The sequence below is a fragment of the Sulfitobacter pacificus genome (assembly GCF_030159975.1).
Taxonomy (GTDB): Bacteria; Pseudomonadota; Alphaproteobacteria; order Rhodobacterales; family Rhodobacteraceae; genus Sulfitobacter; species Sulfitobacter pacificus.
Window position 1 is genome coordinate 58,114 of the sequence record NZ_BSNL01000006.1, and the last position, 26,424, is coordinate 84,537.

Genomic DNA, 26,424 nt, shown 5'->3' on the forward strand with positions numbered 1-26,424 from the left:
CCAATTGGAGGCGATAATGTACACTCTTCCAAAACTCTGCGCGGCTTTGGTGACTCCATTGGATGCGCGCGGGGCCATTGATACAAGCACACTTTCGCAGCATTGCGCATGGGTCCTTGCCAATGGCTGTGATGGTGCGGTCCTGTTCGGAACGACCGGCGAAGGGCCGTCTTTCGGCCTCACAGAACGCATGCGCGCCCTCGAAGGTCTGATCGCTGATGGCATTGCGCCATCAGCTTTGATCGTGGGAACCGGCTGCGCGTCCATCGAAGACACAGCCGCTTTGACCAAACATGCAACGGATCAAGGGTGCGCAGGCACGCTGATCCACCCGCCTTTCTTTTTCAGGCCAGCTGATGATGATGGTGTGATTGAATTCTACTCAGGTTTGGTTGATCAGCTGGGATCTGAAGTCAGGAATATCGTGTTCTACCACTTCCCCGAAGCAACAGGTGCGGGGATCGGTATTCGCACCATCCGGCACCTTTTATCCGCTTATCCCGGCGTGTTCTCAGGTATCAAAGACAGCTCTGGCGACCTATCGGCAACGCTTGAATATGTTACTCAGTTCCCCGAGCTTTCAGTGTTCACCGGGGATGACAACCTGCTCTGGCCGGTTCTTGAAGCTGGTGGGCACGGCGCAATTACGGCCACGGCAAATTTACTTCCGGCTGAACTTTTCGAAATATCTGAGGGTTGGCGAGCTAACTCCCCCAGTGCTCGGGCGGCGCAATCTCGCATGGAATTAGCTTGGGTTGAAACTCTGCTAAAATTGCCGGTTACCCAAGCCGTGAAAGAGGTGCTTGCCCATCGGTCTAGGAATGGAAACTGGCGAACTCTTCGCCCTCCATTGCGCCCATTGTCCGATGCCGACCAGCAGTTTCTGGCCGCGCGAGGAGAAACTAACTTTTGGAATTTCCCCACATAGCACGCAAATGCCAATGGTATCAGACCACCTTACCGCTCCCAATTCCCGACCTCTGTGTTTTGTTCCAACGCTTATCGGTAGATTTATCAGTATCCCAATACCGGACATTCGTTCAGCGCGCAGCATCAGTGAGTCTGGGCTCACACCCGCCGTTCGCCGCGCGTATCATCAACGGCAGCTCAGGCCAAAACCTCACCCCCACCGAACGCCCCATTAATTAATTTTCCGTGACCAAAACCCCGTTTCAGCCAGTGCACGCTTTGTGCACGGGTTGTGCACGCTTTTCACCCCCCTGTTTCTGGCGATTTGGCCAAAGTTTAACGGGCGGTTTCGCAGCCTTAAGCACTCTGAAAACAAAAAATGCCGTTCCCCGTCAGCGCTTCGCCGTTGCCCAAGGGTGCGCAGCCGCTGCGCACCCTCTTCTCGCACAGGGCCTAGGCCGCCGCTGTCGCCTCGATCTCAAAGAGCAAACCCGGAAGAGCCAAACGCGTCACCCCCAGAAGCGTCATCGGCGGTGCGCAGTTTAGCGGCCCGAAACGCATGCCCAGCAGGTCGAAGTTCTTCAACGCCTCGTCCACATCCGTGGCATAGACCCCAAGCCGGATAACATCTCCAAGCGACATATCCGCTCCGGCCAGCACGGCCTCAAGGTTGTCCAGCGCCAAAGCAATCTGCGCGCGCATGTCGTTCGGATGCTGGGGCTTGCCCTGCCCGTCTACAGCCGTCTGGCCAGCACAAATAAGCTGCCGCCGCGGCCCTTCAATGACTTCTGCCTGATTGTATCCCAGCTTCAAGGACCAGTCCCACGGATTTACGGCTCTGCGTTGCATCTTTGATTTTCCTTTGTTGATTTCGATAAGAAAGCCCTATTGCCAATAAGTGCCAAATTTTGTCACCATATGTGCTAGAGTGGCAAAATGAATATCAGACAGAGACATGACGCCATCGTGCGCAGCCTTCGGCGCAACGGCACATCAACCGTCGCGGAGCTCGCCGAAGAGGTCGGCACCTCCAGACGCACGCTCCTGCGCGACATCGCCGCCTTGCGTGACGAAGGCTTTGTCATCCATTCCGAAAGCGGGCGCGGCGGTGGCGTGCAGCTTGACCCCCAGTCCATGCAAACAACCGCCCGCCTCTCTGTGGCCGAAGTCTTCGCGCTGCTGATCAGCGTGGCCGCCGTGCGCGCCGCCCAGAACCTGCCCTTCTCCGATCTCGCAGATGCAGGCCTCGCCAAGATCGAGCGCGCCCTGCCGTCTGACAAAGTGCGCGATCTGCGCCGCTTCCTCGCCTGCCTGCACATCGGCCAACTCTCGCCCAAACAGGACCTGTCTGACCTGGGCACAATCGACCCCGCCCTGCTGCCCGCTTTTGAAAAAGCCTTTCTGGCGCGCCAGCACCTCCGCTTTGAGTATCGGGATGCCAAAGGCGCGCGCAGCCTGCGCAATGTCGAGCCGCAGGCCATGCTCATCTTGCAACCGCTCTGGTATCTTGTCGCATGGGATCCGGCGCGCGAAGATTTCCGGCACTTCCGCATGGATCGCATCACAGGCCCTGAGCTTGTCAGCGGCCCGCCCTTCCGGCGCAGGCATGTGCCCTTTGAAAAAGATGTTTGTCCCTACAACGACCTGCCGCGCTGACCCCCAAAACCGCGCCACCCTCAGGCGCGCACACATCACGCTCAACATCAGAGGCTTTCGCAATGAAGGAGCGGCCGCCCCACAAGCATGCCCGGCACTCAAGACTGCGTTCCGCGCAAAGGGCAAACCGCAGAAACCACGAATTCGCTGCGTCCGCACCAAAGGCCCGCGGTGCGGTACTTTGTGAGCTTTCGCTGCGTTTGTGCCAATGGTTGCTTTAGCAGGCGTCGTCGACTCAGGGACCTACGCTGAGCGGCTTATGTCCAGTGCGTCCAGAATAGCCCTGCCAAGCTCTTCGACTGACACGTCTTCCGGCAAGACCGTATCTTCTTGGCCGCGAATACCCTCCCAATGGCCATGTCCGCGATAGCGCGTTGGCTTGATTGCGATCTTGCCGTCCCGCAATGTTAACGAAACATGGCCCGCACCGTTAAACAGCGCTTTCAAAGTCTTGACACCAGCGCGCGCCTTGTCTGCTTCCTCCCACGCCTTGAATTCTTCCTTTGTCGGAATCCGGATGACGTCGTCCCACTCTGGATGTTTTGGCGTGATGAACCGGCTGGCCAAAAGGGCGGCCCGCGCGTGGCCAGCGATTTCGAGCGCAGTTAGGTCTGGCGGTAGATACTCATGATATCCCTTGGGGTCCAAATGCGCGCTACCATACACCGCTTGTGAGGCGATTTCCGTGAATTTGCGATAGCTCGTAACAAAGGCACTTTTGCGTTCTTTGGGAGGCTTGGAGCGCTTTTTTCGCTCCGCCGCTTCAGCACGCCGTTTCGCAATCCATTCTTCTGTGGTCAGGACTTTTTTCATCGGATACGGCTCACTTCTACGTCGATCCCCAAACTCTCAGCGTAGTCTATCGCACGTTGAATTTGAGTAAACTGTTCCGGGGTGGTTCCGTCGGGCACGGCAAGTTCCAGGCGTTTGATGTCGATTTCGTCCGCGCTGATTTCAATGCCCTTCTTGTTGTCGTACTCGAAGTGGTCAATTTGGTCGATGTAACGCTTCAAAGCACCAAAAATACGACTGGGCCGGTCCACATATCCCGGCGCGCGGGTTTCGAGCGTCTTTGCGCTTGTGGCAAGGCCTCGATCTTCGTCGAAGAAATCGAACGTCTTGAAGTTGTCGGGCGTGCGCTCTCCCAAACCGCCCAATCGTTCCAGGTGATCCTACCACGGTCCACCCTGCTCCCTGATCGGCCCGCCCCAGGTGAGGCCGGAGTTTTCGATGACGTCCCAGTCAGGATCAGAGGGCAAGCGGCGCGCCTCTGCCGCCTCATGCAGAAGCGCGTCGCGCATGTCGTCCGCGTCCTGCGCGTCACAGCTCGGCCCGCGCCGCCGCAACGCACCAAAGCAACGAAGAGGCCGTCAACAAGAACGGAGTCTCGCCGGTCTGAAAGCCGCTCAGCAAAGGTTCACCCGAAGAAGCTCTTGGTTGAACGAGATTTGTAAAGATCAGCTCGCGTGACAGGCGCCACCCGGAAAATGTGTAGACAGGCCGACCCAAGTTTTTCCCGGATGGGAAAGGGTAAGAGTTCTGGCTTGTCGTTCCCCTGACTAGGCGGCCCCGTTTATGTCTGCGGCCAGTTCCTCCAGACTCTTTTTTGTGATCTGGATGATTTCTCGCACGTCATTCGCGCCCACTATCAATGGCGGACAAAATGCCATCGCGTCTGTCATATTACGTGAGATGAGGCCGTTGCGCAGCATGATTGCGTTCATTTGGGCGCCGAGTTTTCCAGGGGCAAAATCGCCTGATTTACCCTCTGGGGCGATCAATTCAAGTGCGCCTATGAGGCCAATGCCACGTGCCTCTCCAACGAGAGGGTGGGACGTCAGGTCGGTCAATCCAGCTTGCAATTCTGCACCGCGTTCGGCGGCATTGGCCACAAGATCGCGCTCTTCGATAATCTTGATGTTTTCCAGCGCTACGGCTGCGCCGACGGGGTGGCCACCGCCCGTATAGCCATGCCCCAGAACACCGATGCGCCCGCTTTCGTCGGCGATTGGCTGATAGACCCGATCGTTGATCATGAAAGCCGAAAAGGGGAAATAGCTGGAGGTGATCTGCTTGGACATGGTGAGAATGTCGGGCTTTATGTCAAAGGTTGTAGAGCCAAACATGTTGCCCGTGCGGCCAAAACCGCAAATCACTTCATCTGCGATAAGAAGGATATCGTATTTCGCCAGAACCGCTTGGATTTTCTCCCAGTAGGTCGCCGGAGGAACAACAACACCGCCCGCGCCCATGACAGGCTCGGCGATGAATGCGGCTACAGTTTCGGGGCCCTCTGATTGGATCATATCATCAAGATCTTGGGCACAGCGTGACGCAAAAGCTTCTTCGCTTTCGCCGTCCTGACCTTCGCGCCAGTAGTGCGGGCAAGTGGTGTGCAAGATGCCCTCCATCGGCAGATCGAAGGACTTGTGGTTATAGGGCAGACCCGTCATCGACGCGGCTGCGACTGTCACGCCGTGATAGCCGCGCAGGCGCGAGATGATCTTCTTTTTCTCGGGCTTGCCGAGCGCGTTCGAGCGATACCAGACCATCTTGACGATCGTATCGTTCGCCTCGGAGCCCGAGTTGGTATAGAAAACCTTGCTCATTGGCACGGGGGCTATTTCGATCAGCTTTTCAGCAAGATCAATCGCCGGACCATGCGAGCGGTGCGAGAAGTTGTGGTAGTAAGGCAGCTTTTGCATTTGCCGGCTGGCGACATCCACAAGGCGTTGTTCGTTGAACCCGACTGCCACGCTCCAAAGGCCGGACATGCCCTCGATATAGCGGTTGCCGTTTGAGTCGGTGACGTGGATTCCCTCGCCTGATTCAATGATCAGCGGACCAATTTTTTCATGCGCTTCGGCATTGGTATAGCTGTGAAAATGATAAGCGATATCACGGGCTTCGTCTGAATTTGGTCGCACATCCATGGCAGGCATCACTTCTTGTAAGTTGGCGTTTTTCACGCGGCAGGGGGCCGCGATTTGCCCTCAATGCTATCGCCGCTTTCTTGCTTTTAGCAAGCAGTTTTGTTCCGAGCATCCTGTCTGCGGGCCAGCGAGGCCGCCCATTTGAAGCAGAAACGCCCGCCGGGATTTCGGTCGTGGTTTGAGGACACTTCCATCCTGTGATTCTGTTTGGATGCTTCGTTTTTTTGAAGCGCAGCGGCCGTGAATCTTGGGGAAAATGCGGCCCAATCCCGCTCAGGTTGTTGCCTTCGCAGCTTTCCGTTTCACAAAACCAAGACCCGATTTGGCGGTGTTCTCGCGCTGCAAATGGTTGGTAAAAATATGTTTTAGTTAGATATTTAGGATTTTCCAGGGCCTTTCTGGGCCCGATGAAAGAATCGCAAGTGCGCGAATTGACACGTGACACAAGAGTTTGTGCGTTTTTTGCCAAAGTGGTTGGCCGGAACGGTGCTACGATCATTTTAACACATGAGACAGTTGTGTTTTCGCCATTTGTGTTTTGGGGACGTTAGATGAATCAGAAGGACAAAACTGCAAACAAGCTCATGACTGCCACCCAGTGGCAGGCGGCTGTCTCAGATACGTTCTTTCCCCTAGAGACCACGATGGCGGATGACCAGTCCTTTTCAGGTGATCTCAATACTTGGAACCTCGGTATCGTCGGTCTGTCGCAGATGCGTTGCGATGGCATTCTCTACAAAAGGCACAAGCGGCACTTTCTGGACGAAGTTGAAAGCAGTCTGCTGATTACCATTCCAAGATTGGGGACGGTCGGCTTTGACCAGAATGCCCGCCAGGCGAAATGTTCACCGGGCGAGTTTCTGGTAGAACGGGGCGATTTGCCCTACGAGTTCTGGCATGAACAGACGAACGAGCTGTTGGTGCTGAAGGTGTCTTCCGAAAGCGTGCGGGCCCGCATCGGCCCAACAGACCGTTTGGGCGCGCTGAGTTTTGATGGCACAGCCGGCGTGGCCAGTTATTTTCTGGATACCGTCAAGACAACGGCGCTGCACGTCGATTTGCTTGATGAGCAGGCGCGCGCGGCCGCTGGCAAGCACATCCTTGATCTGCTGTGCCTCTCAATCCGCAAAGATGACCGTGTGCTGGACAGCGAAACCTCGACAATCCGCGCAGCACATCTGCACCGCGCAGAACAGTTTATCCGCAACAACCTCTTCAATGAGAATCTCTCCTCAAGTCTTGTGGCAGAGGCCTGCAATGTGTCGCAGCGCTATCTGCAACAACTGTTCTCGGAGTCGGGCAGGTCGGTTTCCGGGTTCATCCGCGAAAAGCGTCTGGTGCGCGCGCGCGAGGACCTGAGCGTCGTAGGGCCCATCACAATTGCCGAGATAGCCCATCGGTGGGGGTTTTCGGATCAATCCCAGTTTAACAAAGCCTATCGTGCGCAGTTCGGCTGCACACCGACCGAAACGCGCAAAGCCGCGCAGCAAGGCCAGAAGACGGCCCCTCCGTAACCCTTAGCTAAAACCGAAAACCCCCAAGTAGGGTCGGCTTTCGCCGGCGCCTTCCTGATCCCCTGTTGTCTTTTGAAGGATGTAGACATGAAGAACACAAGAGTTGCCGTAGATGTGGGTGGGACGTTTACCGACGTCGTCATTATGGACGAAACAACGGGTGCGATCCGCATCGAAAAGACGTCATCGACACCGGATGACCCGATGGTTGCCATTCTCAACGGGATTGATCAGGGCGGCATCGACCTCAGCGAGGTGTCGATGTTTTCGCACGGGACAACCGTGGCAACAAACGCGCTGATCACACGTAATTTGGCGCGCTCTGCGATGATCTGCACCGAAGGGTTCCGCGACGTGGTCGAAATCCGCCGGGCCAACAAGGAGGATCTGTGGGACACCTACAAAGATGTGGCCAAGCCCTACATCCCGCGTCGGGACCGTCTGACCGTCCGTGAATGCGTCGACGCGAACGGCACGGTTCTGGAAAAGCTGGACGAAAAAGAAGCGCTGCGCATCGCGCATGTTTTGAAGAAGCGCAAAGTCGCCTCTGTTGCTGTCTGCTTTATGAACTCTTACACCAATGGGGCCAATGAAGAGCGGATGCGAGACATTCTGCTGAGTGTGATGCCGGATGTGCCGGTGTCGATCTCTTCACAGGTCCTGCCGGAGATTTTTGAGCACGAGCGTTTCTCGACAACGATGGCAAACGCGGTCGTGTCGCCTTCGGTCGTTGATTATGTAGCGCGCCTTGAGGGTAAGCTGGCTGACGGCGGCTACGAACGCGATCTGCTGTTGCTGCACACGGGCGGCGGCGTGATGACCCCGGCCAGCGTTAAAGACTTTGCCGCGCGTCTGGCAGGGTCGGGCATTGCCGCGGGCGCGATTGCCAGCCGCTTTATTGGCAACCTTTGCGGGTTTGACAATTCTATCGGTTTTGACATGGGCGGGACCAGCACGGACGTATCCTTGGTGTATGAAGGCAAGTCGCGTGTCACCAAAGACTGGTATATCGAATATGGCTATCCGATCCGGTTCCCGTCGATCGAAGTGCTGACCATTGGTGCGGGCGGCGGATCTCTGGCGTGGAAAGACGAAGGCGGGTCACTGCGCAACGGACCGCAATCTGCGGGCGCCTTCCCTGGGCCTGCCTGCTACAAGAACGGCAATGAAGTGGCCACAAACACGGACGCCAATGTTGTGCTGGGCCGCCTTGGCACATCGCTCGCGGGGGGCAAGATTACCCTTGATCCCGCCCTGGCCGAAGCGTCGGTCAGAGAGACTGTGGCCGAGCCTTTCGGAATGGAGCTGCACGAAGCCGCCGAAGCCGTGGTTGCGGTTGCAAACGCAAATATGGCCAATGCGGTGCGTTTGCTGTCGATTAGCCGAGGTTATGACCCACGGGACTTCGCGCTTGTGGCGTTTGGCGGAGCCGGGGCGTTGCATGGTGCGGCAATTGCCAAGGAGTTGTCGATCCCGACTGTCATTATCCCGCCCAATCCGGGTGTGACATCGGCTCTGGGTTGCCTGCTGGTCGATATCCAGCACGACTTCTCAGACAGCTTCATGGCTGCTGCGGCTGATACCAAGCCGGAGGATTTGGAGGCCGCCTTCGAGCGGCTGGAGGCCATGGCCGCTGATCGTTTGAAGCACGAAGGCGTAGCGCCCAAGGACATTGTCATGCAGCGCACGGTCGAGATGATGTATCAGGGCCAATGGCGTGCCTTGGCAGTATCTGCGCCGTCCAAGGTCACCGATATTGAGGCCTTGATCGACGGGTTCCACAGCGAACACCAGCGCGAATTCAACTTCCGCCGGGATGACGCACCGGTGTCGATCTTCCGTGTGGGGCTGACGGCGACGGGTATGGTTCCCAAGGCCGAGCTGCAAAAGCACGAGGTGAGGAAGAACAAGCCCAAGACCGACAAGACACGCGATGTCTGGTTTGACGGCAAGGCCCACACGGCGATGATTTTCGAGCGTGAAAACCTGACCGCCGGTGCGACCTTTGATGGCCCCGCCATTGTCGAGCAGTTCGATTCAACCACCGTAATTCCGCCGAACACGACTGCTGAAGTCGATCAATACATGAACATTCTCATCCGAGTGCAGGAGTAATACTATGAGTGATTCAAAAGCCCTAGATCCCGTCACGTTTGAAGTTCTCAAGAACTCCTTCATCACATCCGTTGACCAGATGGCCGAGCAGATGCTGCGCACCTGTTACTCCTTTGTGATCTACAACCGCGACTTTTCAAACGCGCTGCATGATGCCGAAGGCAATTCGGTTGCGCAGGGCAACGATGACATCGCGGTGCACGTCGGCACGCTGCACTTTACCTGCAAAGACGTTATTCGCGTCTTCAAGGGCGACATGATGCCCGGCGATGTCTACGCAATCAACGATCCTTACGCAGGCGGCACGCACTTCAGCGATGTCCGTCTGGTGCGGCCGATCTTTGATGAAGACGAGCTGATCGGGTTTTCGCAGTCAAACGGGCACTGGTCTGATCTGGGTGGCTCTGTGCCCGGTTCTTTTGATGTGACGGCGAAAGACATGTTCCGCGAGGCGGTTCGGATCACACCTGTCCGGCTATTCCGTGCCGGCGAATTTTGTTCCGACGTTGCCAACCTGATCGCAAACAACACACGCGACCCCGCGTCGATTATCGGTGACATCCACAGCCAGGCACAGGCCACGCAGGTGGCCGAACGTGAAATCCTGCGGCTGGTGCGCAAATACGGGCGCGAGCAGGTCAAGCAGGGCATGAACGAGGTGCAGGACTACGTTGAACGCGCCGTGCGCCAGCGTATTGCGGCGCTGCCCGACGGCACATGGAAATCCGTCGACTACATCGACCGGGACCCGTCAGGTGGCGAGGGGATGATCCCGATCCACATCAAGATGACAATCAAGGGTGATCAGATTCACTACGATTTCGAAGGCAGCCACCCGACGATTGGTTCGATGTACAATTCCGCGCCGGGAGCCACATTCTCGGCTGTCGTCGCGGGGATGAAGACCTTCTTTCCTGACCTGCCGTTGAACTCCGGCTTCTATCGGATGCTTTCTGTCGCTGCGCCGGAAAATTCGGTGGTCAGTGCCCAGTGGCCCACGGCGGTCACCGGCTTCCTGATGCCGTTTGAAAAGATCATGAACTCGGTTTTCGAGATGTGGTCGGAGATCATGCCGGAGCGCGCCATCGCCTGTGCATTCAATCTTGAATACCTGTTGGCGGGGGGCACGGACAAGCGGCGCGAGGAGGACTCTACATTCATGTTCTACGAATGGCTCCCCGGCGGTTGGGGCGGACGGCGCGGTAAGGATGGCAGCGACGTCACCACAGCCTGCTTCGGAACCGGGCTCATGTCTCAGCCCAACGAAGGCAACGAGCGGGTCAACCCGACCCGGACGCTTGAATTTCAGATCAAAAAAGACAGCGCAGGCCCGGGCAAATGGCGCGGTGGGACAGGGGTGCAGAAAACCTCCCTGCTTCTGGAAAGTGAAAAATCCGTCATGTCCTATGTATGCGACCGCGAACGCGCCGTTGTCTGGGGTGTTGATGGTGGTTTGCCCTCCATGCCGCATGGTCTGACCATCAAACGCGCCGGCTCGGACACGCACGAATGGCTTGGGTCGGTCTTCTCCGGCTTCCCGATGTATTCGGGAGATGAGTTTGCGCGCCCGACCGCGGGGGGCGGCGGCTTTGGCGACCCACTTGAACGCAAGACAGAGGCTGTTCTGACGGATGTGGTGGATGACTATGTCTCTATCAAACGAGCCGCGTTGGACTACGGCGTGGTGATCAAAGAGATTGATGCGGACTTGTGTGAATATGAGGTCGATGAGGCCGAGACCGAGAAACTGCGGGCGCATATTCGTGAAAACCGCGTGGCTTGGGCGCGCATTGATCCTGAAAAGGTTGCCGAGATGTATCGCAACGGCGAGATCGACGCGATGGACGCCGTGCGACGCTATGCGGTGATCCTGGATTGGGAAACCGGCGAGCCGCTGCCCAAGACGATCGAACAGTTCCGCGAGAGTTTCGAGCGGCGCAGCGTGGCACACTGGACCTAGTGAGCATCACCAGGACCCACAGCCGCCATCGGTTGGCGGCTGTGGAGCACAACGGTCGGAACAGGAACGCGAAGGATAAGATTTTGTCATTGGAACTGGAATCAATCAGCGTTGCGTTTGGTGGCTTCAAGGCTCTGGATGACGTGACGATTTCGCTAAAGAAGGCGGAAATTGTCGGGTTGATCGGCCCCAACGGAGCAGGCAAAACCACCTGCGTCAACATCATCACAGGCTTTCAGGACCCCACGTCAGGCACGGTCATGCTGGATGGGCAGGACATCAACGCCAAAGCGCCCTATGACATTCGCCGCCGGGGTCTTGCGCGCACGTTCCAGGCCGGGCGCTTGTTTTCCGGGCTGGATGTACTGGACAATCTTGCAGTGACCGGGGTGGGCCTTGGCCATTCGCGGCGCGCCTCCGAAGACGAAGCGCTGCGCGTGTTGTCCTGGATGGGGGCCGGGCATCTTGCCGAACTGCCCGCAGCCGGGCTGCCCTATACGGACGAGCGCAGGGTCGGCATTGCGCGTGCGCTGATGTTTGCCCCCGATTACCTGCTGCTGGACGAACCCGCCGCAGGCATGTCCGAAACCGAAGCGGATGATCTGGCACAAATCATCAGGCGGATCGCGGATGAGCTGAACTGCGGTGTCCTGTTGATCGAGCATAACGTCGGGCTTGTCCTGTCATTGTCAAACCACGTCTATGTTCTGGACGCGGGCAAGATCATCGAAGAGGGCGACAAGACCGAGATCCTGGCCAGCCAGGCGGTACGCGAAGCCTATCTGGGCGCAGAGCATGCGCCAGAAAACATGGAGCACGCGTGATGTCAAAGCTGGGTGTTTTCGATGTCGCGGTTCGGTATGGCAAAGTGCCTGCACTGTCGGATGTTTCCTTTACTGTTCAAGAGGGTGAGAGGCTGTTCATCTCCGGGCCGAATGGGGCGGGCAAGTCCTCTCTGCTCAAGGCGATTTGCGGAGCCGTTGCCACGACCCATGGCCGCATTGAGGTGGAAGGCGATGTGCTGAATGGCCGCTCGCCCGAAGCGATAGCGCGTTTGGGTCTGACTATGGTTCCGGAAGGCCGCGAGGTTTTCGGAACGCTGACAGTCGAGGAAAACCTGCGTGTGGGCACGGGCATCCGGAAGGACAAGGCGGCGATTGAAACGGATATCGACGGGATCTACCAGAGCTTTCCTATCCTGGGTGAGCGGCGGCATGCCAATGCCGGAGCACTGTCCGGCGGACAGCAACAGATGTTGGCGATCGGGCGCGGTTTGATGACCAATCCCAAACTGATGATGGTGGATGAACCTTCGCTTGGGTTGGCTCCGAATATTGTCGATCAGGTCTATGAAACGCTCGTCAATCTGCAGGCCGAACGCGGCTTGACCCTGATCATCGTTGAACAGAGCTCGGCCCGCGCGGCCCGGGTTGGCGGGCGCATGGTGTTGCTGCGCGGGGGTCATGTTGCCGGCGATGGCGATGCGGCAGGCTTTGCGGAAAGCGATCTGCTTAAGGAAGCCTACTTTGGGCAAAACCAGTCGGAGGATGCGACATGAACGCCGTTCCACAGCTGCTCTTTGATGCGCTGAGCCTTGGGGGCATCTATGCCATGGCCGCACTTGGGATTGCTCTGATCTTCGGGGTGATGAAACTGGTGAATTTCGCCCACGGCGAATACATCGCCTTTTGCGTTTTTGCATTGATTGTGCCCTCGACGGACGCAGTTGCCGTCATGTTCTTGGGCAAAGCGCCGGCGATTTTGCTGATCCCGCTGCTGCTGCTGATCGGCGCTGCAATCGCCGTCGCCTCCGAGTTCTTTGTCTTCAGGCACATGCGCAATGCCACGCCTGTGGCGATGATGATTTCATCTTTTGCCTTGGGGTTCGTGATCCAGAATACACTGCTGTTGGTCTACAGCAGCCGTCCCAAGGCAGTAAGCCTCTGGCCAGAGTTGAACCAGCCCGTCAGCATCGCAGGGGCCTCGATCCCTTTGCTACAGATCATCGTCATTTGCACCACTTTGCTCGTTGTTGTGACGCTTGCCTTGCTTTTGAAACGCACGCGGATCGGGCTGGAAATGCGCGCGGCGGCTGAGAATTTCACCATGGCGCGGCTTTTGGGTGTGCGGGCCAATGTGGTTATCACCGGCGCCTTTGCCCTGTCTGGCGCGCTGGCTGCCGCTGTGGCGCTGATCATGGTCACACAAACCGGTGTGGCAGACATTCGCATGGGCGGGCAGATCATGTTGGTTGCCTTCATTGCCACAGTGATCGGCGGTTTGGGCAGTTTGCCCGGTGCTGTAGCGGCGGGATTTTTGATTGGCGCTGCTTCGGTCATTTTGCAGGGGTTCCTCCCGCTCGAAGCACGGCCTTTCCGTGATGCGTTTCTTTATACGCTGGTCATTGTCAGCTTGCTGCTGCGCCCCGACGGATTGTTCGCTCCGAGATCTACGAAGCCGAGGGTTTAGCACATGGCACAAACACATAAACAAAAGCGCCTGAGTGCTTGGTCCACGCCAATCTTGCTGATCGCCATTCTGGTGGTGTTCACATTGCTGGTCACGCTTCTGGGTGACAAATCATTGGCGCGTATGGCGGCGCAAACCCTGATCCGCGTGACCTTTGTTGTCGGGCTTTGGATATTCGTTGGCAACTCCGGCCTCTTCAGTTTCGGACATGCCGGTTACATGGCGATCGGGGCCTATTGCTCTGCATGGCTGACCCTGAGGCCCCAGATGAAGGGGATGTTCCTACCTGATCTCTGGCCGTATCTGGCGACTGCTGAATGGCATGGTTTTCCGGCTGCTGTTGCTTCGGGCCTTCTGGCGGCTGTCATTGCACTGATTTCAGGTGCTGCGATCTTGCGGCTCTCCGGCATCGCCGCCTCTATCGCGACATTCGCATTTCTGGCAATTGTCTACACCGTTTATTCCAGCTGGGAAGGCGTCACGGGGGCCACGTCTTCTGTTGTCGGCCTGACACGATATGCCGATCAATGGGTTACTCTGGGGTGGGCCTCTGTCACAGTTCTGGCCGCTGCGTGGTATGCCAACTCCGCATCCGGACTGGCCTTGCGTGCCAGCCGCGAAGACGAAGTGGCCGCAGACGCCAGCGGTATCAACATGTATGGCCATCGGCTCATTTCTCTTGTGGTCTCTGCCTTCTTTGCGGGTGTCGCGGGTGCGCTCTTTGGCCATTCGCTTGGTGTTCTGAACCCCAACAGCTTCTACCTCGGCATTACCTTCATTACCCTTGCAATGCTTGTCGTGGGCGGCATTGGCAGCCTGACCGGCGCTGTCATGGGGGTCCTTGTTCTGTCCATCATCATCGAGGGGCTCGTGCGGATGGAGCGGGGCATGGAGATTGGCGAGACGACATTGGCTCTGCCAACGGGTGCTCAGGAAATCATCATCGGGATCATCATGATCCTGGTTCTCATTCTACGCCCTGCCGGTCTGACTGGCGGGCGTGAACTCCGGCTGCGGATCGGTGGCCGCTAACCGGAAAATCAAACACATCGAAACCTAAAGGGAGACGACTAATGAAACACTTCTTCACTGCAACAGCCCTCACGTTAGCGCTTGGCGCGCCCGCCATGGCCGATGACATAACAATCGGTTTTGCCATTGCAAAATCCGGTTGGCTCGAAGCCTATGACGCCCCTGCCGTCGCCGCGGCGCGCATCCGGATTGATGAGATCAATGCGGCCGGCGGTCTGCTTGGCAAGCAGATCAAATGGATCGAAGCCGATACCAAGAGCGATCAGGCACAGTCCGCAAGTGCCGGTCTGCAACTGGTCGATGAAGGCGCGGAAATGCTGATCGTGACCTGTGACTACGACTTTGGCGCACCTGCAGCCTTGGCGGCTGAGGCGGCGGGCCTGAACTCCTTCTTCCTCTGCGCAGAAGACATCAAGGCAGGTATCCAAGGGGTTGGCCCGAACAGTTTCTCCGCCTCTGTTCTGGCGGATGTTCAAGGGGCGACGATGGCGGAATGGTCCGTTAAGGAGCGTTCAGCAAAAACCGGCTATGTGCTGCTTGATACGACAATCGAATACAACAAAGGTATCTGCACCGGATTCGACTGGATGTTCCCCAAAGCGGGTGGCGAGATTGTCGGTCGTGATACCTTCCTCAATGGCGATGCCTCCATCGCCAGCCAGATCACCCGGATCAAAGGCCTTGAGAGCGAACCAGACGTGATCATGCTGTGCTCCTACATTCCGGGGGCTGCGTCTGCTGTGCGCCAAATTCGGGCAGCGGGCATCAACTCGACCATCCTGAACGGCTCTTCGGTTGATGGCTCCTACTGGCTGGACGCCGCACCTGATTTGTCCAACTTCATTGTGCCGGTTCAAGGGTCTATCTACGGCGATGATACGCGTCCTGCCGTAAACGAACTCCGTGATGCGTTTGAGGCGGCTACAGGCGCTGGTCCGTCCAGCACATACGCGTATCCGGGTTATCTGCTGATTGATCTATGGGCCAAAGCGGTCGAACGGGCCGGAACTGTCGAAGCATCAGCCGTAACAGCCGAACTTGAGAAGATGGATGGCGAACCAACAGTCTTTGGTCCGCGCAGCTTCTCTGATCAGATCCACCACCAGAACTCTGCTGAAATGCAGATTGTCGAGATTACAGATGGCAAACCAGGTGTCATCGGCAGCTTTACAATCAGCGAACCTGTGCCGCTGGACGTGCTGCTGAAGTAAGCCGGCTCTGGATGCAAAACAATGCGGGTGTTCCATGTTTGGAGCACCCTTTTTCATATGCTTCTGGTGGCCAGAATGATTTGCACCCTAGGCTCGACATCGCAAATCAACGAAGAGAGACAACAGAGACGAGACAGTTATGCAGTGGAGGTGCTGCACCAAGGTGTCGCAACGTTCTCCCAATGCCAGATTTGGGCTGCCGTTTTTGAGGCAATTCCGCCTTCCCCAGACTGCAGACTTTAGCTCTACTGAAGAAAACCGTGCGCTCTGGGCTCTTGTTCCTGTTTCGCTGCATTGTGCACGAAGGTCCGGTTTCAGTTTTGGGTGAGTTAATTACGCCCTTGCTGACTACCGCGCGAGGCTAGGCCAGCCTGTTTGCCCTAAAGGCCGAATGCAGATGGCCCTTTAACCGCTTGCTCGGTTCGCAGAAGATAACTACGATTCAACACAGCCGGAGGATTGGTCCACTGGCTTTTGGTTTCAAGTCCAGTTTCAACAACAAATGGAGGATTATCGCTATGGATAATCGGTTCGCTTACATGCGCAAATACCTTGGGTTTTCCCAAAAGGATGCATCCAACATTTTTTCCACTCGGCTCGATACGATCAAGAAATGGGACAGCGGCAAACTGCTAGTGCCGGGTCCGGTTTTGGAAGAACTTTATGATTATATACGGTTCACAAATGATATGGTTGTCGAGTTTTGCGACGAGCGCCAAGCGGAAGATGAAGACGAGGGGATCGACGAAATCTACCTGCGCACCTTCACAGTTGAAGGTCTTGCCGAGCAAGGCTTGCCGCCCTCCCTTGGTTGGCAAGATCAAGTCATTGGTGCAATTATCGGTCGTCTTGCTTCCATCCACGTCTACGGCGCGGATACGCTGCCAGAGCATCATGACCCCGACTATCATTGGTATGAGTATTGGGGCCTTGAGCCAGTAAAGAAGCCAACAGAATTTTTCACCATCCAGGACGAAGCATTGTTCGCGAATGAACTTGCAAAAGCTGTTGAAGGTAACTTTTGGCAAGTGGATTTTGACCCAGACGAAAACTACTATTTGATTGGATTCCGAACAAAGTCAGTGTCCAAAGTTACACGCCATATTTGGATCAGAGCTGTTCGCGCTGGTCGAGGTTCGGAACTTGTAGAACGTTTCGCTGGTGAACCACTACGATATTGCGATTCATTTGGCGAAGGTGCCCCATACATCGAAGGACCAAACAAGGCCAAAATCCCTGTCGGTTTTGCGTCCGGCCATGACGATGACACCGTTGATCCGCATACATTAGCGGAGACACTTTTTGCGGCCCTCGCAACATCCTACCCAACCAAAGGCGCTATGCGTGAAGCGTGCCGCGACCGATATGCGGCATTGGTCGGTGCTGACGAGGGCTACACAGCCGATTTTATGAACGATTGGGACGTGAAAGACACTCGCTTTGTTTCTCACAACTTTATCGCAGCCCTGTTTTTTGAAACCCAAAAACAGACCGGCTTGACGTTGCACCCCGAAGCTATGGTTGAACTATGCTCGATACTCGCCAAGTCGGAACCGTCGATACGCAGCATGGATCACGAAGTTGTTGTGATCGACATGGGCGAAATGGTGTTCACCATCACGCTTGATCTACGCGACGTTCTTTCCCAATCGGGTGATGGCAGAGACTTTCACACCGAAGCAAGCAAAGCCCTTGATGTTATCCAAGCGTCAATCGGAAACGATGGTCTGACCCGTATAGAGCCGTTCAGCACAATCGAAATCGAATTTACTTCGGACGACGCAGAAGGATAGGACACCTACCTTTATCTTCCCCGAAATAATCCTCGGGGGAGCGCCACTGGCGCGGGGGCAGATAGCCCCCTTCGTAGCTTGTCTTAGGGACCGGTGTTGGTACAATAAAGCATTATTGGGGTCTGTTCCGGCTGGGGGCAGAATGACACCCTAAGAGTTTTCTCTGTGTCGTTTCATTATCTCGAGCACGGTATTTTTGCTGATGCCAAGATCACGTGCAATCCATCGGTATGAGCGCCCTTCCTCCACGGCTTGTACGACCTTGGGTGCAAGTTTGTCGGATTTCGGCCGTTGTCCGGGTTGGCGCCCAAGCTTCTTGCCTCGCGCCCGGGCCGCCGCAAGACCGGATTTGACGCGTTCACTTAGCAGGTCGCGTTCGAACTGTGCAATTCCTGCCAGCATGGTCGCCATCATCCGGCCATGCGGCGTGTCCAACTCGAATGTCATGCCACTCATGGCAACGACCGAAACCTTCCAGCCAGCCAGCTTGTTCAACGTGTCCAATAGGTCCTGAGTGGAGCGGCCCCACCGGGACAACTCGCTGACAAGGACGGCATCTATCTGCCGTGCCTGAGCCAGATCGAGAATTCGGTTCCGGGCGACACGATTGGCGGAGGCACCCGAGGCCGTTTCTTTGAAGACGCCTATCACCTGGTATCCGCCGCGTTCAGCAAAAGCTGTCAGTTCCATCACCTGCCTGTCACACGACTGATCGGCGGTGGAAACTCTGGCATAGATGGCTGCGCGCTGTCCCAGTTGAACCCCCTCGGAAATTGGTCTTGCAAGCCGTTGATTTTGCTGGTGCGAGATGTGTCCCGAACAGACATCTGATTAACAAGGACAAACCAACATGCCAAGACGGTCCATTCTGACCGAGCGCCAGCGTTCGGCGCTTTTCGACCTGCCGACTGACGAGACCTTAATGTTGCGGCATTACACGCTGGCAGACGACGATATCGAACACATCAACGAACGGCGACGGCCGGAGAACAAGGTCGGCTTTGCCCTACAGCTTTGTGCCCTACGCTATCCTGGGCGGCTGTTGTCATCTGGCGAAGTCATCCCGGAAAAGGTCTTGCGTTTCATCGCAGCCCAGTTGGGTCTTACCGGCGACGATGTCTTACCCTATGCCGCACGCCGGCAAACCCGTCAGCAGCACCTGCACGCCCTTCGCCAGGTCTATGGATTCAAGATGTTCTCGGGCCAAGGCGCGCGGAGTCTGAAGGCCTGGCTTGAGAATGAGGCTGAAACTGCCCGATCCAACGAAGACCTGGCGCGCCGATTTGTCGAAGAGTGCCGCCGGTCGCAGGTGATCCTGCCCGGCATCTCTGTCATCGAACGGTTGTGCGCAGATGCTCTGGTGTCGGCTGAGCGCCAGACCGAAAGCCGGATCACCAACAGGATCGACGATGGAACGAAAGAACGCCTCGACGCGCTGTTGACCGAGATCGTGGATGGCAATGTCACCCGGTTCATCTGGCTTCGCCGTTTCGAGACGGGCAGCAACTCGGCTGGAGCATCGCGACTTCTGGATCGGTTGGAATTTTTGCAAGAATTGGACCTCTCACCGGACATTCTGGCCGACGTACCACCACATCGGATCACCCGCCTGCGCCGCCAAGGCGAGCGCTACTTTGCCGATGGGTTGCGCGACATCACGAGTGACCGGCGCCTGGCGATCCTCGCGGTTTGCGCGATCGAATGGAAGGCGGCCGTCGCCGACGCTGTGATCGAAACCCACGACCGGATCGTCGGCAAGACCTGGCGGGATGCGAAAAGGCTATCCGACGCGCGCATCGCGGATGCCAGATCTTCGCTGCGTGAGACATTACGTTCCTTCAAGGATCTCGGTGCTGCCCTGCTGGAGGCAAAGGCAGATGGCGTGTCCCTTGATGCCGCCGTCGAAGTTGCGTGTGGCTGGTCTCACCTCGAACGTATGGTGACAACTGCGGCCGAATTGGCCGACACGATGGCGGCTGACGCCCTGTCGCATGTCGTTCATGGATATCACCGATTCCGGCGCTATACCCCAAGAATGCTGCGGGCGCTCGATATCTGCGCCGCCCCGGTGGCGGTGCCTTTGATGCAGGCAACAAAAGTCATCGCCCAGGATCAAACTGACGCACCCCGCCAGGTTGGCTTCTTGCGCCGAACCTCGAAATGGCATCGACACCTCAATGCTCAGGACCCAGGTGACAACCGGCTCTGGGAGGTCGCCGTGATGTTCCAGGTGCGTGAAGCCTTCCGATCCGGCGACATCTGGCTGCCCCATTCCCGGCGTTACGCTGATCTGAAACAGGCCTTGGTACCGATAGAAACAGCCAAGGCGTGCCCTCGCCTGACGATGCCATTCGAACCTGAGATCTGGCTCGATGATCGCAAAGCAAGACTGGCAGAAGGTATGAAGCGTTTGGCCAAGGCTGCCAGAGCTGGCGCGATTCCCGGCGGTTCAATCGAGAACGGCGTTCTCAAGGTCGATCGTTTGACGGCAGCAATCCCGGCGGATGCTGATGGCATGGTGCTTGATCTCTATGGTCGCCTGCCTGCCGTGCGGATCACCGATCTGCTGCAGGAAGTTGATGACGATATCGGCTTCACCGAATCCTTTACACACCTGCGCACCGGTGTTCCCTGCAAGGATCGCATCGGGTTGTTGAACGTGCTGCTGGCCGAGGGATTGAACCTTGGCCTCAGCAAGATGGCCGAGGCGACCAGTTCACATGACTACTTCCAACTCTCGCGCTTGTCCCGGTGGCATGTTGAAAGCGATGCCATCAACAGGGCGCTTGCCACGGTGATCGAGGCGCAGACCAATTTGCCGATGACGCAGTTCTGGGGCGGCGGTACGACCGCTTCAAGCGACGGTCAGTTCTTTCCAACAACGCGGCATGGTGAGGCGATGAACCTCATCAACGCAAAGTATGGGCAGGAGCCCGGATTGAAGGCCTACACCCATGTCTCCGACCAGTTCGGCCCGTTTGCCACACAGAATATCCCTGCGACCGTCAACGAGGCCCCATACATTCTGGACGGCCTGCTGATGAACGAGGCTGGGAAGAAGATCAAAGAGCAATACGCCGACACCGGCGGCTTCACGGATCATGTCTTCGCGGCGACCGCGCTCCTGTCTTATCGCTTCGTTCCCCGCATCCGCGATCTGCCGTCAAAACGGCTCTATCTCTTCGACCCCGTCGCTGCGCCGAAGGAAATCCGCCGGCTGGTCGGCGGTAAGATCAGAGAAAAGCTGATCACGGAGAACTGGCCGGACATTTTGCGCGCCGTCGCCACCATGGCGGCAGGCGTCATGCCACCCAGTCAATTGTTGAAAAAGTTTGCATCATACCCCCGTCAGCATGAGTTGGCGCTTGCCCTGCGCGAAATCGGGCGCATCGAGCGTACGCTCTTCATCATCGAATGGTTGCTCGACGCCGACATGCAGCGCAGGGCACAGATCGGGTTGAACAAGGGTGAGGCACATCATGCCCTGAAAAACGCCCTCCGTATCGGTCGCCAGGGCGAAATCCGAGACCAAACTTCTGAAGGGCAGCACTATCGCATGGCCGGGCTGAACCTGCTGGCCGCGATCATCATCTATTGGAACACCAAACATCTTGGCCATGCCGTCACCACGCGAATGCGTGCTGGTCTCGACTGTTCACCTCAACTCTTGGCGCATATCTCGCCACTCGGATGGGCGCATATCCTGCTCACAGGCGAATACAGGTGGAAAAATCGATGACGCCCAGCCTTAGGGTGTCATTCTGCCCCCAGCCGGAGCAGACCCCATATATACCGGCGGGAAGGTAAGTAAACAAAAAAATGAAATCGCTCGCTTTGGGAACCACAACATTCACGCGGCTACCGGACCACCGACAATCAAGCCGTCAGTTGGCAAAAGTTTACTATTTACAAGATGTTAGATTCAATTTGCTTCGTTTGAAGCGACCGAGAGATACAGTATAACGACAGAAACAACTGATGGAAAATCGCCCCGAGTGTCCTACAGTCTGCAAGACACAAGAGTAGCGTCGGAGTTTCTCGCTCTGGTGCGAGGTATTGAACTGTGTTCCGATTCGAAAGGAGGTGCGCGGCAGGTAGGTAAAGAAGGTGCCTCAGGCCGCGGCCAATAGGTCCAACGCCGACCGTTTTGGAACCCGCGAACTTCGCGCCCGAGGGGTCCAACAAGTTTTGCAGTGCCTAACCGGCTGCCTGGCCCATGCCGATAGGCGACCGAGCAAACGGCGGGCATCCCCAAGTAGCCGGCAAACTTCCGCGCCGCATCAAGATTTTGATGGATTATTACACACGCGAACAACTGACACCAGTCACCGAAGCCCTGGAGAAAATTTCCTCACCGGGTCAAAGCAGCGCAGCCGAGGCGGATACGTGCCATGCCTTGACGAAGCGACTGTTCGTCGCTGGCGAAAGAGATGCGGAAATAGCCGGCGGCCCCGAAGGCTGCACCAGGCACTACAGCCACACCATGCTCTTGCAGCATGTAGTGACAGAAAGTTTCATCATCGGCCAGCACCTCGCCGCCGGGCGTTATCGAACCGACCAAGGCTCTCCAATCAACGAAGGCATAGAAGGTGCCGGCGGGAGCCGCGCACACAAGACCCGGAATAGTATGCAACTCTTCCATAATCAGGCTACGACGACTGCGATATTCGGCAAGGTAAGCACTCACCGCCTCCTGTGGGCCAGTGAGAGCCTCCACCGCAGCTGCCTGAGCGATGGTGCACGTGCAGGAGGTAGACTGGCTAACCACTGCGCGTATCGCCTTCATCAGCGGCAGGGGACCAGCTCCATATCCGATTCGCCATCCGGTCATCGCATAGGCTTTCGAGACACCATTGACTGTCAGAATGCGGTCTCGCAGGTCAGGACGCAGCTGGGCAGGCGTAACAAAGGTGCCCGGGTCAAAGATCAGATGTTCATACATGTCATCAACCATTAGCCAAACATGCGGGTTCTCGGCCAGGACATCCAGAAGCGGCGCATAATCCTCAGCCGAATAGATCGTGCCGGTCGGATTCGAGGGCGAGTTGATCAAGATCCAACGGGTGTTCGGCGTGATGGCCGCCTCGAGATCCGCAGCCTTAAGTACGAACCCATCCTCGGCCTTCGTCGGCAGGATGACTGGCGTTGCACCCATCATTTCAACGATGTCACTGTAGCTAACCCAATACGGCGCAGGCAAAATCACTTCATCGCCAGGGCCAATCGAAGCCATGAAAGCAGAAAAAATCATCATCTTGGCACCGGTCGTCACGACGACTTCATCAGCCGTGAAGTTCAGACCGTTCTCGCGGCGAAACTTCTCAAGCACCGCAGCCTTAACTGCAGGCGAGCCGTCAAGCGCGGAATAGTGCGTCTCACCGTTCCGCATCGCGCGGTTGGCGGCGTCAAGGATGTTTTCCGGCGTGTTGAAATCGGGCTCGCCCACATGCAGACCAATCACATCGCGGCCTTGGCGCTTCATCTCGGCCGTGGCCGCCATCATGCGTGAGATCGCCGAGGGGCCGACTTTTGAAAGCGCAGAGGAAGGTTTGAACACAGCAGGGGCAGTCATAGGCAGTCCTTTTGGCAAATTGCATGTAAAAGCAGCCCCACCAACAAAGTCAGTGGGCTGTCCGCACTTGGTTTGCAGGGTCCGTCAGGTATCAAGTGGCGGAGATCAGGTTTGGAGGCGCAAGCCTCCCAGGATCAGATCACAATATTCTTCGGCAAATGAGACGGCGGAGCGTTCGCCGCCTGGCTTGAACCAGCGAACCATCCAGTTCAACATTGACAGCACTGCGCGAGTGGTCACAGAAGGATCCACTTGGCGAAAATGGCCGTCAGCAACCCCGTGCTCGATAATATTACGCAACTTTCCTTCATAGTTGCGACGTATCTTTTGCGCATCAACGATGAAAGCGCTGTTCTCCATGCCGCCAAAGCCCACTAACATGGTGACAAAACCGTGATAGTTTGCCTCGAAATACTCTGCATGAGCCGACATGAAGCTCGACAAGGCTTCTGAGGGGGTCATATTCTCATCGAGCCGCCGCGTCACATGGGAAAGTAGCCCCTCCAGCGTTTGAACGATGATCGCCTCGTAAATTTCTTTCTTGTTTGGGTAGTAGTGGTAGATTGCCGCCTTGGTCACGCCGACAGCATCCGCGAGACTGCCCAGAGAGGCACTTTCATATCCGTCGCGTGCAAACAGGGCCGCTGCCTCATCGAGGATACGGCCACGCGGATTCTCCATGGTTGGCGGGCGGCCTTGCCGTTTCTTAATTACCTGCGCCATTCGCTGCCTCCGTTACCCTATTGTCCAAAACACTGAACGACACCTTGAGCCTGCAATCTAGAAATTTCCTCGGTGGAAAGATCCAATTCGTTGATCAATACGGCTTCGGTATGCTCCCCGACTTCTGGCGGAGGCTGTGGCGGATGGAAAGGGCTCTCCGAAAGATTCAACGGATTGCGAACCGAGCAGAAGGTGCCAAGCTTGTCCGAGGGCACCGATACTACTGTTTGGCGCAAAGCGGCGATGTCGCTAGCAAAGGCTTGACCAACACTGCGCAATTCTCCCGCAGGCACGCCGACCGCCCGAAGGTCGGCCAGAAGCTGCGCGCGCGGGAAGGCGCTAAGGGCCACTTCCAGCAGAGGCAAAAGGATCTCACGGTTTTCGGTTCTGGCACGGTTAGTCGCAAAGAGCGCATCTAGGGCCAGTTCCGGCTGCCCTATCACCTTGCAGAAACGGCGGAATTGTTCGTCGTTCCCAACGGCAAGCGCCACACGCCCATCAGCGCAATCGAACAGCTGATAAGGAACGATCGAAGGGTGCGCGTTGCCATAACGCTGCGGCTCCTGTCCGGTGTTCAAGTGGCCAGACGCGACATTTGCCAGCATAAAGGCCGCGCTATCGGTCAAGCTGATATCCAGCCACTGGCCCTGCCCCGTGCGCTCGCGCATGTAAAGTGCGGCGAGGATAGCTTGCACCGAGTTCATTCCCGAAATCAGGTCGATGAAGGCCACGCCAAGCCGCATGGGCATCCCGTCTTTCTCTCCGGTGATCGCCATGAAGCCGGATTCAGCCTGAATTATAAAGTCATAGCCCGGCCGCTCTTCGTGCTCGTGCCCCCGCCCGTAACCCGAAATTGAACAGACGATCAGTCGCGGGTTGATCTCACGCAAATCCTCATAGGTCAGGCCGAATTTGCGCAAGGAGGCTGGGCGGAAGTTCTCGACCAGAATGTCAGCTTTCTTGGCCAAAGCGACTATCAGGTTGCGCCCTTCGGGCTTGCCGAGGTCGATGGCCAAGCTTTTCTTGTTGCGATTAGCACCCAGATAATAGGTCGATACGCCATTGACCGAAGGCGGCATCCACGCGCGAGTATCGTCCCCTGAACCCGGCTGCTCTACTTTTAAGACTTCCGCACCCAAGTCACCCAAGGTCATAGTAGCCCAAGGCCCGGCAAGAACCCGGGACAAATCAAGAACCTTTATGCCTTCGAGTGCAGCGCTCATGGCGTTTCCTTTTAACGCGAATTTACTTACCGTCTGAACAGTATGTAAATATTTCAGCTTGTCAAGCAATCTTCGTTGGCCTTTGAGTAAAACCGATATTTACTTACCAGCCGACCAGTATATAATTACACCCAAACCCGCTTGCGAAGGATGTCAATATGGCCCTGGATACTGAGACACTGAAAGAACTAATCGGAACCGTAGAGCGGTTCGTGCGGGAGCGCCTGCGCCCACTGGAGCACCAGGTTTCGCAAGACGACGCCGTTCCTGCGCCTGTCCGCCAAGAAATTGCGGACCTTGGCTTGTTTGGCCTTTCCATTCCCGAAGAGTACGGGGGGCTAGGCCTGTCAATGGAAGAGGAGGTTCGCGTCGCGCTTGAGCTGGGCAGAACCTCGCCCGTTTTCCGGTCCTTGATCGGTACTAATAACGGCATCGGCTCCCAAGGGCTGATCATGGATGGGACCGAGGCGCAGAAGCGGAAGTATCTGCCACGGATGGCGACCGGAGATCTGATCAGCGCCTTCGCGCTGACCGAGCCCGAGGCTGGTTCGGACGCCGGGTCACTCCGGACCACGGCGCAGCGGACCGAAATGGGCTATGTCCTGAATGGCACCAAGCGTTTTATCACTAACGCTCCACATGCTGGGGTATTCACAGTTTTCGCACGCACCGATTCCAAGAAATCCGGGTCGCGAGGGGTGTCGGCGTTCTTGGTCGAGGCCGGTACACCGGGGCTCTCACTGGGGGCCATCGACAAGAAGATGGGGCAAAAAGGTTCGCATACTTCAGATGTGATTTTCGACAACTGCGAAGTGCCGTTTGACGCGCTTCTAGGCGAGGTAGAGGGTCAGGGTTTCCGCACGGCCATGAAAGTGCTGGACCGAGGGCGCCTGCATATCTCGTCGATCTGCGTGGCCATGGCGGAGCGGTTAATTGATGACAGCCTGCGCTATGCGGCCGAACGCAAGCAGTTCGGTCAGCCGATCGCCGAGTTCCAATTGGTTCAAGCGATGCTGGCTGACAGCAAAGCTGAAGCTTATGCGGCACGATGCATGGTATTGGAAACCGCGAGGCAAAAGGACGCCGAGATGGATGTCTCCACGGAGGCAGCTTGCTGCAAGATGTTCGCCAGCGAGATGGTGGGCCGGGTGGCCGACCGTGCCGTCCAGATTCATGGCGGCGCAGGCTATATGGAAGAATATGGCATCGAGCGCTTCTATCGCGATGCACGCCTCTTCCGTATCTACGAGGGGACCACACAGATCCAGCAGCTTGTGATCGCACGCAACATGCTAAAATCCCTGAGCTAATTGG

General features: G+C 56.8%; 22 protein-coding genes. 13 read left to right on the forward strand and 9 right to left on the reverse strand.

Features of this window, described 5'->3' with window-relative positions; all coding sequences use genetic code 11:
• Positions 1-16: 16 nt before the first annotated feature.
• The gene (locus tag QQL78_RS19225) at positions 17-928 is read left to right on the forward strand and encodes a dihydrodipicolinate synthase family protein (RefSeq protein WP_152464277.1); all 912 of its coding nucleotides are present in this window, start codon (positions 17-19) and stop codon (positions 926-928) included.
• Between the two features lie 434 nt (positions 929-1,362).
• Here the strand turns inward: QQL78_RS19225 and QQL78_RS19230 are convergent, their stop codons facing one another.
• Positions 1,363-1,758: a RidA family protein gene (locus QQL78_RS19230; RefSeq protein ID WP_007120572.1), complete on the reverse strand. Its 396-nt coding sequence runs from the start codon at positions 1,756-1,758 to the stop codon at positions 1,363-1,365.
• Between the two features lie 87 nt (positions 1,759-1,845).
• On the opposite strand from QQL78_RS19230, the gene QQL78_RS19235 reads away from it, so the two are divergent.
• Positions 1,846-2,565 carry a helix-turn-helix transcriptional regulator gene (locus tag QQL78_RS19235; RefSeq protein ID WP_040701630.1) on the forward strand — a complete coding sequence of 240 codons (720 nt, stop codon included), beginning with the start codon at positions 1,846-1,848 and terminating at the stop codon, positions 2,563-2,565.
• 243 nt (positions 2,566-2,808) lie between these two features.
• Here the strand turns inward: QQL78_RS19235 and QQL78_RS19240 are convergent, their stop codons facing one another.
• The 4 genes from QQL78_RS19240 to QQL78_RS19255 all read right to left on the reverse strand — a co-directional run bounded on the left by QQL78_RS19240 (position 2,809) and on the right by QQL78_RS19255 (position 5,498).
• Positions 2,809-3,378 carry a contact-dependent growth inhibition system immunity protein gene (locus tag QQL78_RS19240; RefSeq protein ID WP_007120574.1) on the reverse strand — a complete coding sequence of 190 codons (570 nt, stop codon included), beginning with the start codon at positions 3,376-3,378 and terminating at the stop codon, positions 2,809-2,811.
• Positions 3,375-3,722, reverse strand: coding sequence for an endonuclease toxin domain-containing protein (locus tag QQL78_RS19245; protein WP_040701632.1), 348 nt, complete (start codon positions 3,720-3,722; stop codon positions 3,375-3,377). The genes QQL78_RS19240 and QQL78_RS19245 overlap by 4 nt, the downstream gene beginning before the upstream one ends.
• A gap of 15 nt (positions 3,723-3,737) precedes the next feature.
• Positions 3,738-3,866: a hypothetical protein gene (locus QQL78_RS19250; RefSeq protein ID WP_007120576.1), complete on the reverse strand. Its 129-nt coding sequence runs from the start codon at positions 3,864-3,866 to the stop codon at positions 3,738-3,740.
• Between the two features lie 258 nt (positions 3,867-4,124).
• Complete coding sequence (locus tag QQL78_RS19255; RefSeq protein ID WP_040701702.1) at positions 4,125-5,498, reverse strand: aspartate aminotransferase family protein; 1,374 nt, start codon at positions 5,496-5,498, stop codon at positions 4,125-4,127.
• A 551-nt stretch (positions 5,499-6,049) separates the two neighbouring features.
• Between QQL78_RS19255 and QQL78_RS19260 the strand changes: the two genes are divergently transcribed.
• The 9 genes from QQL78_RS19260 to QQL78_RS19300 all read left to right on the forward strand — a co-directional run bounded on the left by QQL78_RS19260 (position 6,050) and on the right by QQL78_RS19300 (position 17,592).
• A complete protein-coding gene (locus QQL78_RS19260) occupies positions 6,050-7,012 on the forward strand; it encodes a helix-turn-helix domain-containing protein (RefSeq protein ID WP_065331080.1) in 963 nt (320 codons plus the stop codon).
• A gap of 87 nt (positions 7,013-7,099) precedes the next feature.
• Positions 7,100-9,127 carry a hydantoinase/oxoprolinase family protein gene (locus QQL78_RS19265; protein WP_007120579.1) on the forward strand — a complete coding sequence of 676 codons (2,028 nt, stop codon included), beginning with the start codon at positions 7,100-7,102 and terminating at the stop codon, positions 9,125-9,127.
• A 4-nt stretch (positions 9,128-9,131) separates the two neighbouring features.
• On the forward strand, positions 9,132-11,087 hold the full coding sequence (locus QQL78_RS19270; RefSeq protein ID WP_152467148.1) for a hydantoinase B/oxoprolinase family protein: 1,956 nt from the start codon (positions 9,132-9,134) through the stop codon (positions 11,085-11,087).
• Positions 11,088-11,170: 83 nt separating this feature from the next.
• Entirely contained in the window at positions 11,171-11,911 is a 741-nt protein-coding gene (locus tag QQL78_RS19275; RefSeq protein WP_007120581.1) for an ABC transporter ATP-binding protein, read from the forward strand.
• Positions 11,911-12,645, forward strand: coding sequence for an ABC transporter ATP-binding protein (locus QQL78_RS19280; RefSeq protein WP_284376219.1), 735 nt, complete (start codon positions 11,911-11,913; stop codon positions 12,643-12,645). Before QQL78_RS19275 ends, QQL78_RS19280 begins: the two co-directional genes overlap by 1 nt.
• On the forward strand, positions 12,642-13,556 hold the full coding sequence (locus tag QQL78_RS19285) for a branched-chain amino acid ABC transporter permease (RefSeq protein WP_007120583.1): 915 nt from the start codon (positions 12,642-12,644) through the stop codon (positions 13,554-13,556). The genes QQL78_RS19280 and QQL78_RS19285 overlap by 4 nt, the downstream gene beginning before the upstream one ends.
• A 3-nt stretch (positions 13,557-13,559) precedes the next feature.
• Complete coding sequence (locus QQL78_RS19290; RefSeq protein ID WP_284376223.1) at positions 13,560-14,588, forward strand: branched-chain amino acid ABC transporter permease; 1,029 nt, start codon at positions 13,560-13,562, stop codon at positions 14,586-14,588.
• Positions 14,589-14,629: 41 nt separating this feature from the next.
• Positions 14,630-15,799 (forward strand): ABC transporter substrate-binding protein, encoded by a 1,170-nt coding sequence (locus QQL78_RS19295; RefSeq protein ID WP_284376224.1) that lies wholly within the window; start codon positions 14,630-14,632, stop codon positions 15,797-15,799.
• Positions 15,800-16,317: 518 nt separating this feature from the next.
• Positions 16,318-17,592 carry a helix-turn-helix domain-containing protein gene (locus QQL78_RS19300; protein WP_007121030.1) on the forward strand — a complete coding sequence of 425 codons (1,275 nt, stop codon included), beginning with the start codon at positions 16,318-16,320 and terminating at the stop codon, positions 17,590-17,592.
• Positions 17,593-17,742: 150 nt separating this feature from the next.
• On the opposite strand, the gene QQL78_RS19305 is transcribed toward QQL78_RS19300, so the two are convergent.
• The gene (locus QQL78_RS19305) at positions 17,743-18,402 is read right to left on the reverse strand and encodes a recombinase family protein (protein ID WP_348540773.1); all 660 of its coding nucleotides are present in this window, start codon (positions 18,400-18,402) and stop codon (positions 17,743-17,745) included.
• A 40-nt stretch (positions 18,403-18,442) separates the two neighbouring features.
• Between QQL78_RS19305 and QQL78_RS19310 the strand changes: the two genes are divergently transcribed.
• Complete coding sequence (locus QQL78_RS19310) at positions 18,443-21,331, forward strand: Tn3 family transposase (RefSeq protein WP_284376233.1); 2,889 nt, start codon at positions 18,443-18,445, stop codon at positions 21,329-21,331.
• A 612-nt stretch (positions 21,332-21,943) separates the two neighbouring features.
• Here the strand turns inward: QQL78_RS19310 and QQL78_RS19315 are convergent.
• From QQL78_RS19315 to QQL78_RS19325, 3 genes are all read right to left on the reverse strand, one after another.
• Positions 21,944-23,164, reverse strand: a complete 1,221-nt coding sequence (locus tag QQL78_RS19315; RefSeq protein ID WP_284376235.1) for a pyridoxal phosphate-dependent aminotransferase — start codon at positions 23,162-23,164, stop codon at positions 21,944-21,946.
• A gap of 105 nt (positions 23,165-23,269) precedes the next feature.
• Positions 23,270-23,887, reverse strand: coding sequence for a TetR/AcrR family transcriptional regulator (locus QQL78_RS19320; protein ID WP_284376236.1), 618 nt, complete (start codon positions 23,885-23,887; stop codon positions 23,270-23,272).
• 17 nt (positions 23,888-23,904) lie between these two features.
• A complete protein-coding gene (locus tag QQL78_RS19325) occupies positions 23,905-25,110 on the reverse strand; it encodes a CaiB/BaiF CoA transferase family protein (protein ID WP_284376238.1) in 1,206 nt (401 codons plus the stop codon).
• A gap of 158 nt (positions 25,111-25,268) precedes the next feature.
• Here QQL78_RS19325 and QQL78_RS19330 point away from each other — a divergent pair, with 158 nt between their 5' ends.
• On the forward strand, positions 25,269-26,420 hold the full coding sequence (locus QQL78_RS19330; RefSeq protein ID WP_284376240.1) for an acyl-CoA dehydrogenase family protein: 1,152 nt from the start codon (positions 25,269-25,271) through the stop codon (positions 26,418-26,420).
• The last annotated feature ends 4 nt before the right edge of the window (positions 26,421-26,424 follow it).

Excerpts from the sequence above, each read along its gene's own strand:
- QQL78_RS19225 (WP_152464277.1), top strand. The coding sequence starts at position 17 with ATGTACACTCTTCCAAAACTCTGCGCGGCTTTGGTGACTCCATTGGAT.
- QQL78_RS19230 (WP_007120572.1), bottom strand. The coding sequence starts at position 1,758 with ATGCAACGCAGAGCCGTAAATCCGTGGGACTGGTCCTTGAAGCTGGGA.
- QQL78_RS19235 (WP_040701630.1), top strand. The coding sequence starts at position 1,846 with ATGAATATCAGACAGAGACATGACGCCATCGTGCGCAGCCTTCGGCGC.
- QQL78_RS19240 (WP_007120574.1), bottom strand. The coding sequence starts at position 3,378 with ATGAAAAAAGTCCTGACCACAGAAGAATGGATTGCGAAACGGCGTGCT.
- QQL78_RS19250 (WP_007120576.1), bottom strand. The coding sequence starts at position 3,866 with ATGCGCGACGCGCTTCTGCATGAGGCGGCAGAGGCGCGCCGCTTGCCC.
- QQL78_RS19255 (WP_040701702.1), bottom strand. The coding sequence starts at position 5,498 with ATGGATGTGCGACCAAATTCAGACGAAGCCCGTGATATCGCTTATCAT.
- QQL78_RS19260 (WP_065331080.1), top strand. The coding sequence starts at position 6,050 with ATGAATCAGAAGGACAAAACTGCAAACAAGCTCATGACTGCCACCCAG.
- QQL78_RS19265 (WP_007120579.1), top strand. The coding sequence starts at position 7,100 with ATGAAGAACACAAGAGTTGCCGTAGATGTGGGTGGGACGTTTACCGAC.
- QQL78_RS19270 (WP_152467148.1), top strand. The coding sequence starts at position 9,132 with ATGAGTGATTCAAAAGCCCTAGATCCCGTCACGTTTGAAGTTCTCAAG.
- QQL78_RS19280 (WP_284376219.1), top strand. The coding sequence starts at position 11,911 with ATGTCAAAGCTGGGTGTTTTCGATGTCGCGGTTCGGTATGGCAAAGTG.
- QQL78_RS19285 (WP_007120583.1), top strand. The coding sequence starts at position 12,642 with ATGAACGCCGTTCCACAGCTGCTCTTTGATGCGCTGAGCCTTGGGGGC.
- QQL78_RS19290 (WP_284376223.1), top strand. The coding sequence starts at position 13,560 with ATGGCACAAACACATAAACAAAAGCGCCTGAGTGCTTGGTCCACGCCA.
- QQL78_RS19295 (WP_284376224.1), top strand. The coding sequence starts at position 14,630 with ATGAAACACTTCTTCACTGCAACAGCCCTCACGTTAGCGCTTGGCGCG.
- QQL78_RS19300 (WP_007121030.1), top strand. The coding sequence starts at position 16,318 with ATGGATAATCGGTTCGCTTACATGCGCAAATACCTTGGGTTTTCCCAA.
- QQL78_RS19310 (WP_284376233.1), top strand. The coding sequence starts at position 18,443 with ATGCCAAGACGGTCCATTCTGACCGAGCGCCAGCGTTCGGCGCTTTTC.
- QQL78_RS19315 (WP_284376235.1), bottom strand. The coding sequence starts at position 23,164 with ATGACTGCCCCTGCTGTGTTCAAACCTTCCTCTGCGCTTTCAAAAGTC.
- QQL78_RS19320 (WP_284376236.1), bottom strand. The coding sequence starts at position 23,887 with ATGGCGCAGGTAATTAAGAAACGGCAAGGCCGCCCGCCAACCATGGAG.
- QQL78_RS19325 (WP_284376238.1), bottom strand. The coding sequence starts at position 25,110 with ATGAGCGCTGCACTCGAAGGCATAAAGGTTCTTGATTTGTCCCGGGTT.
- QQL78_RS19330 (WP_284376240.1), top strand. The coding sequence starts at position 25,269 with ATGGCCCTGGATACTGAGACACTGAAAGAACTAATCGGAACCGTAGAG.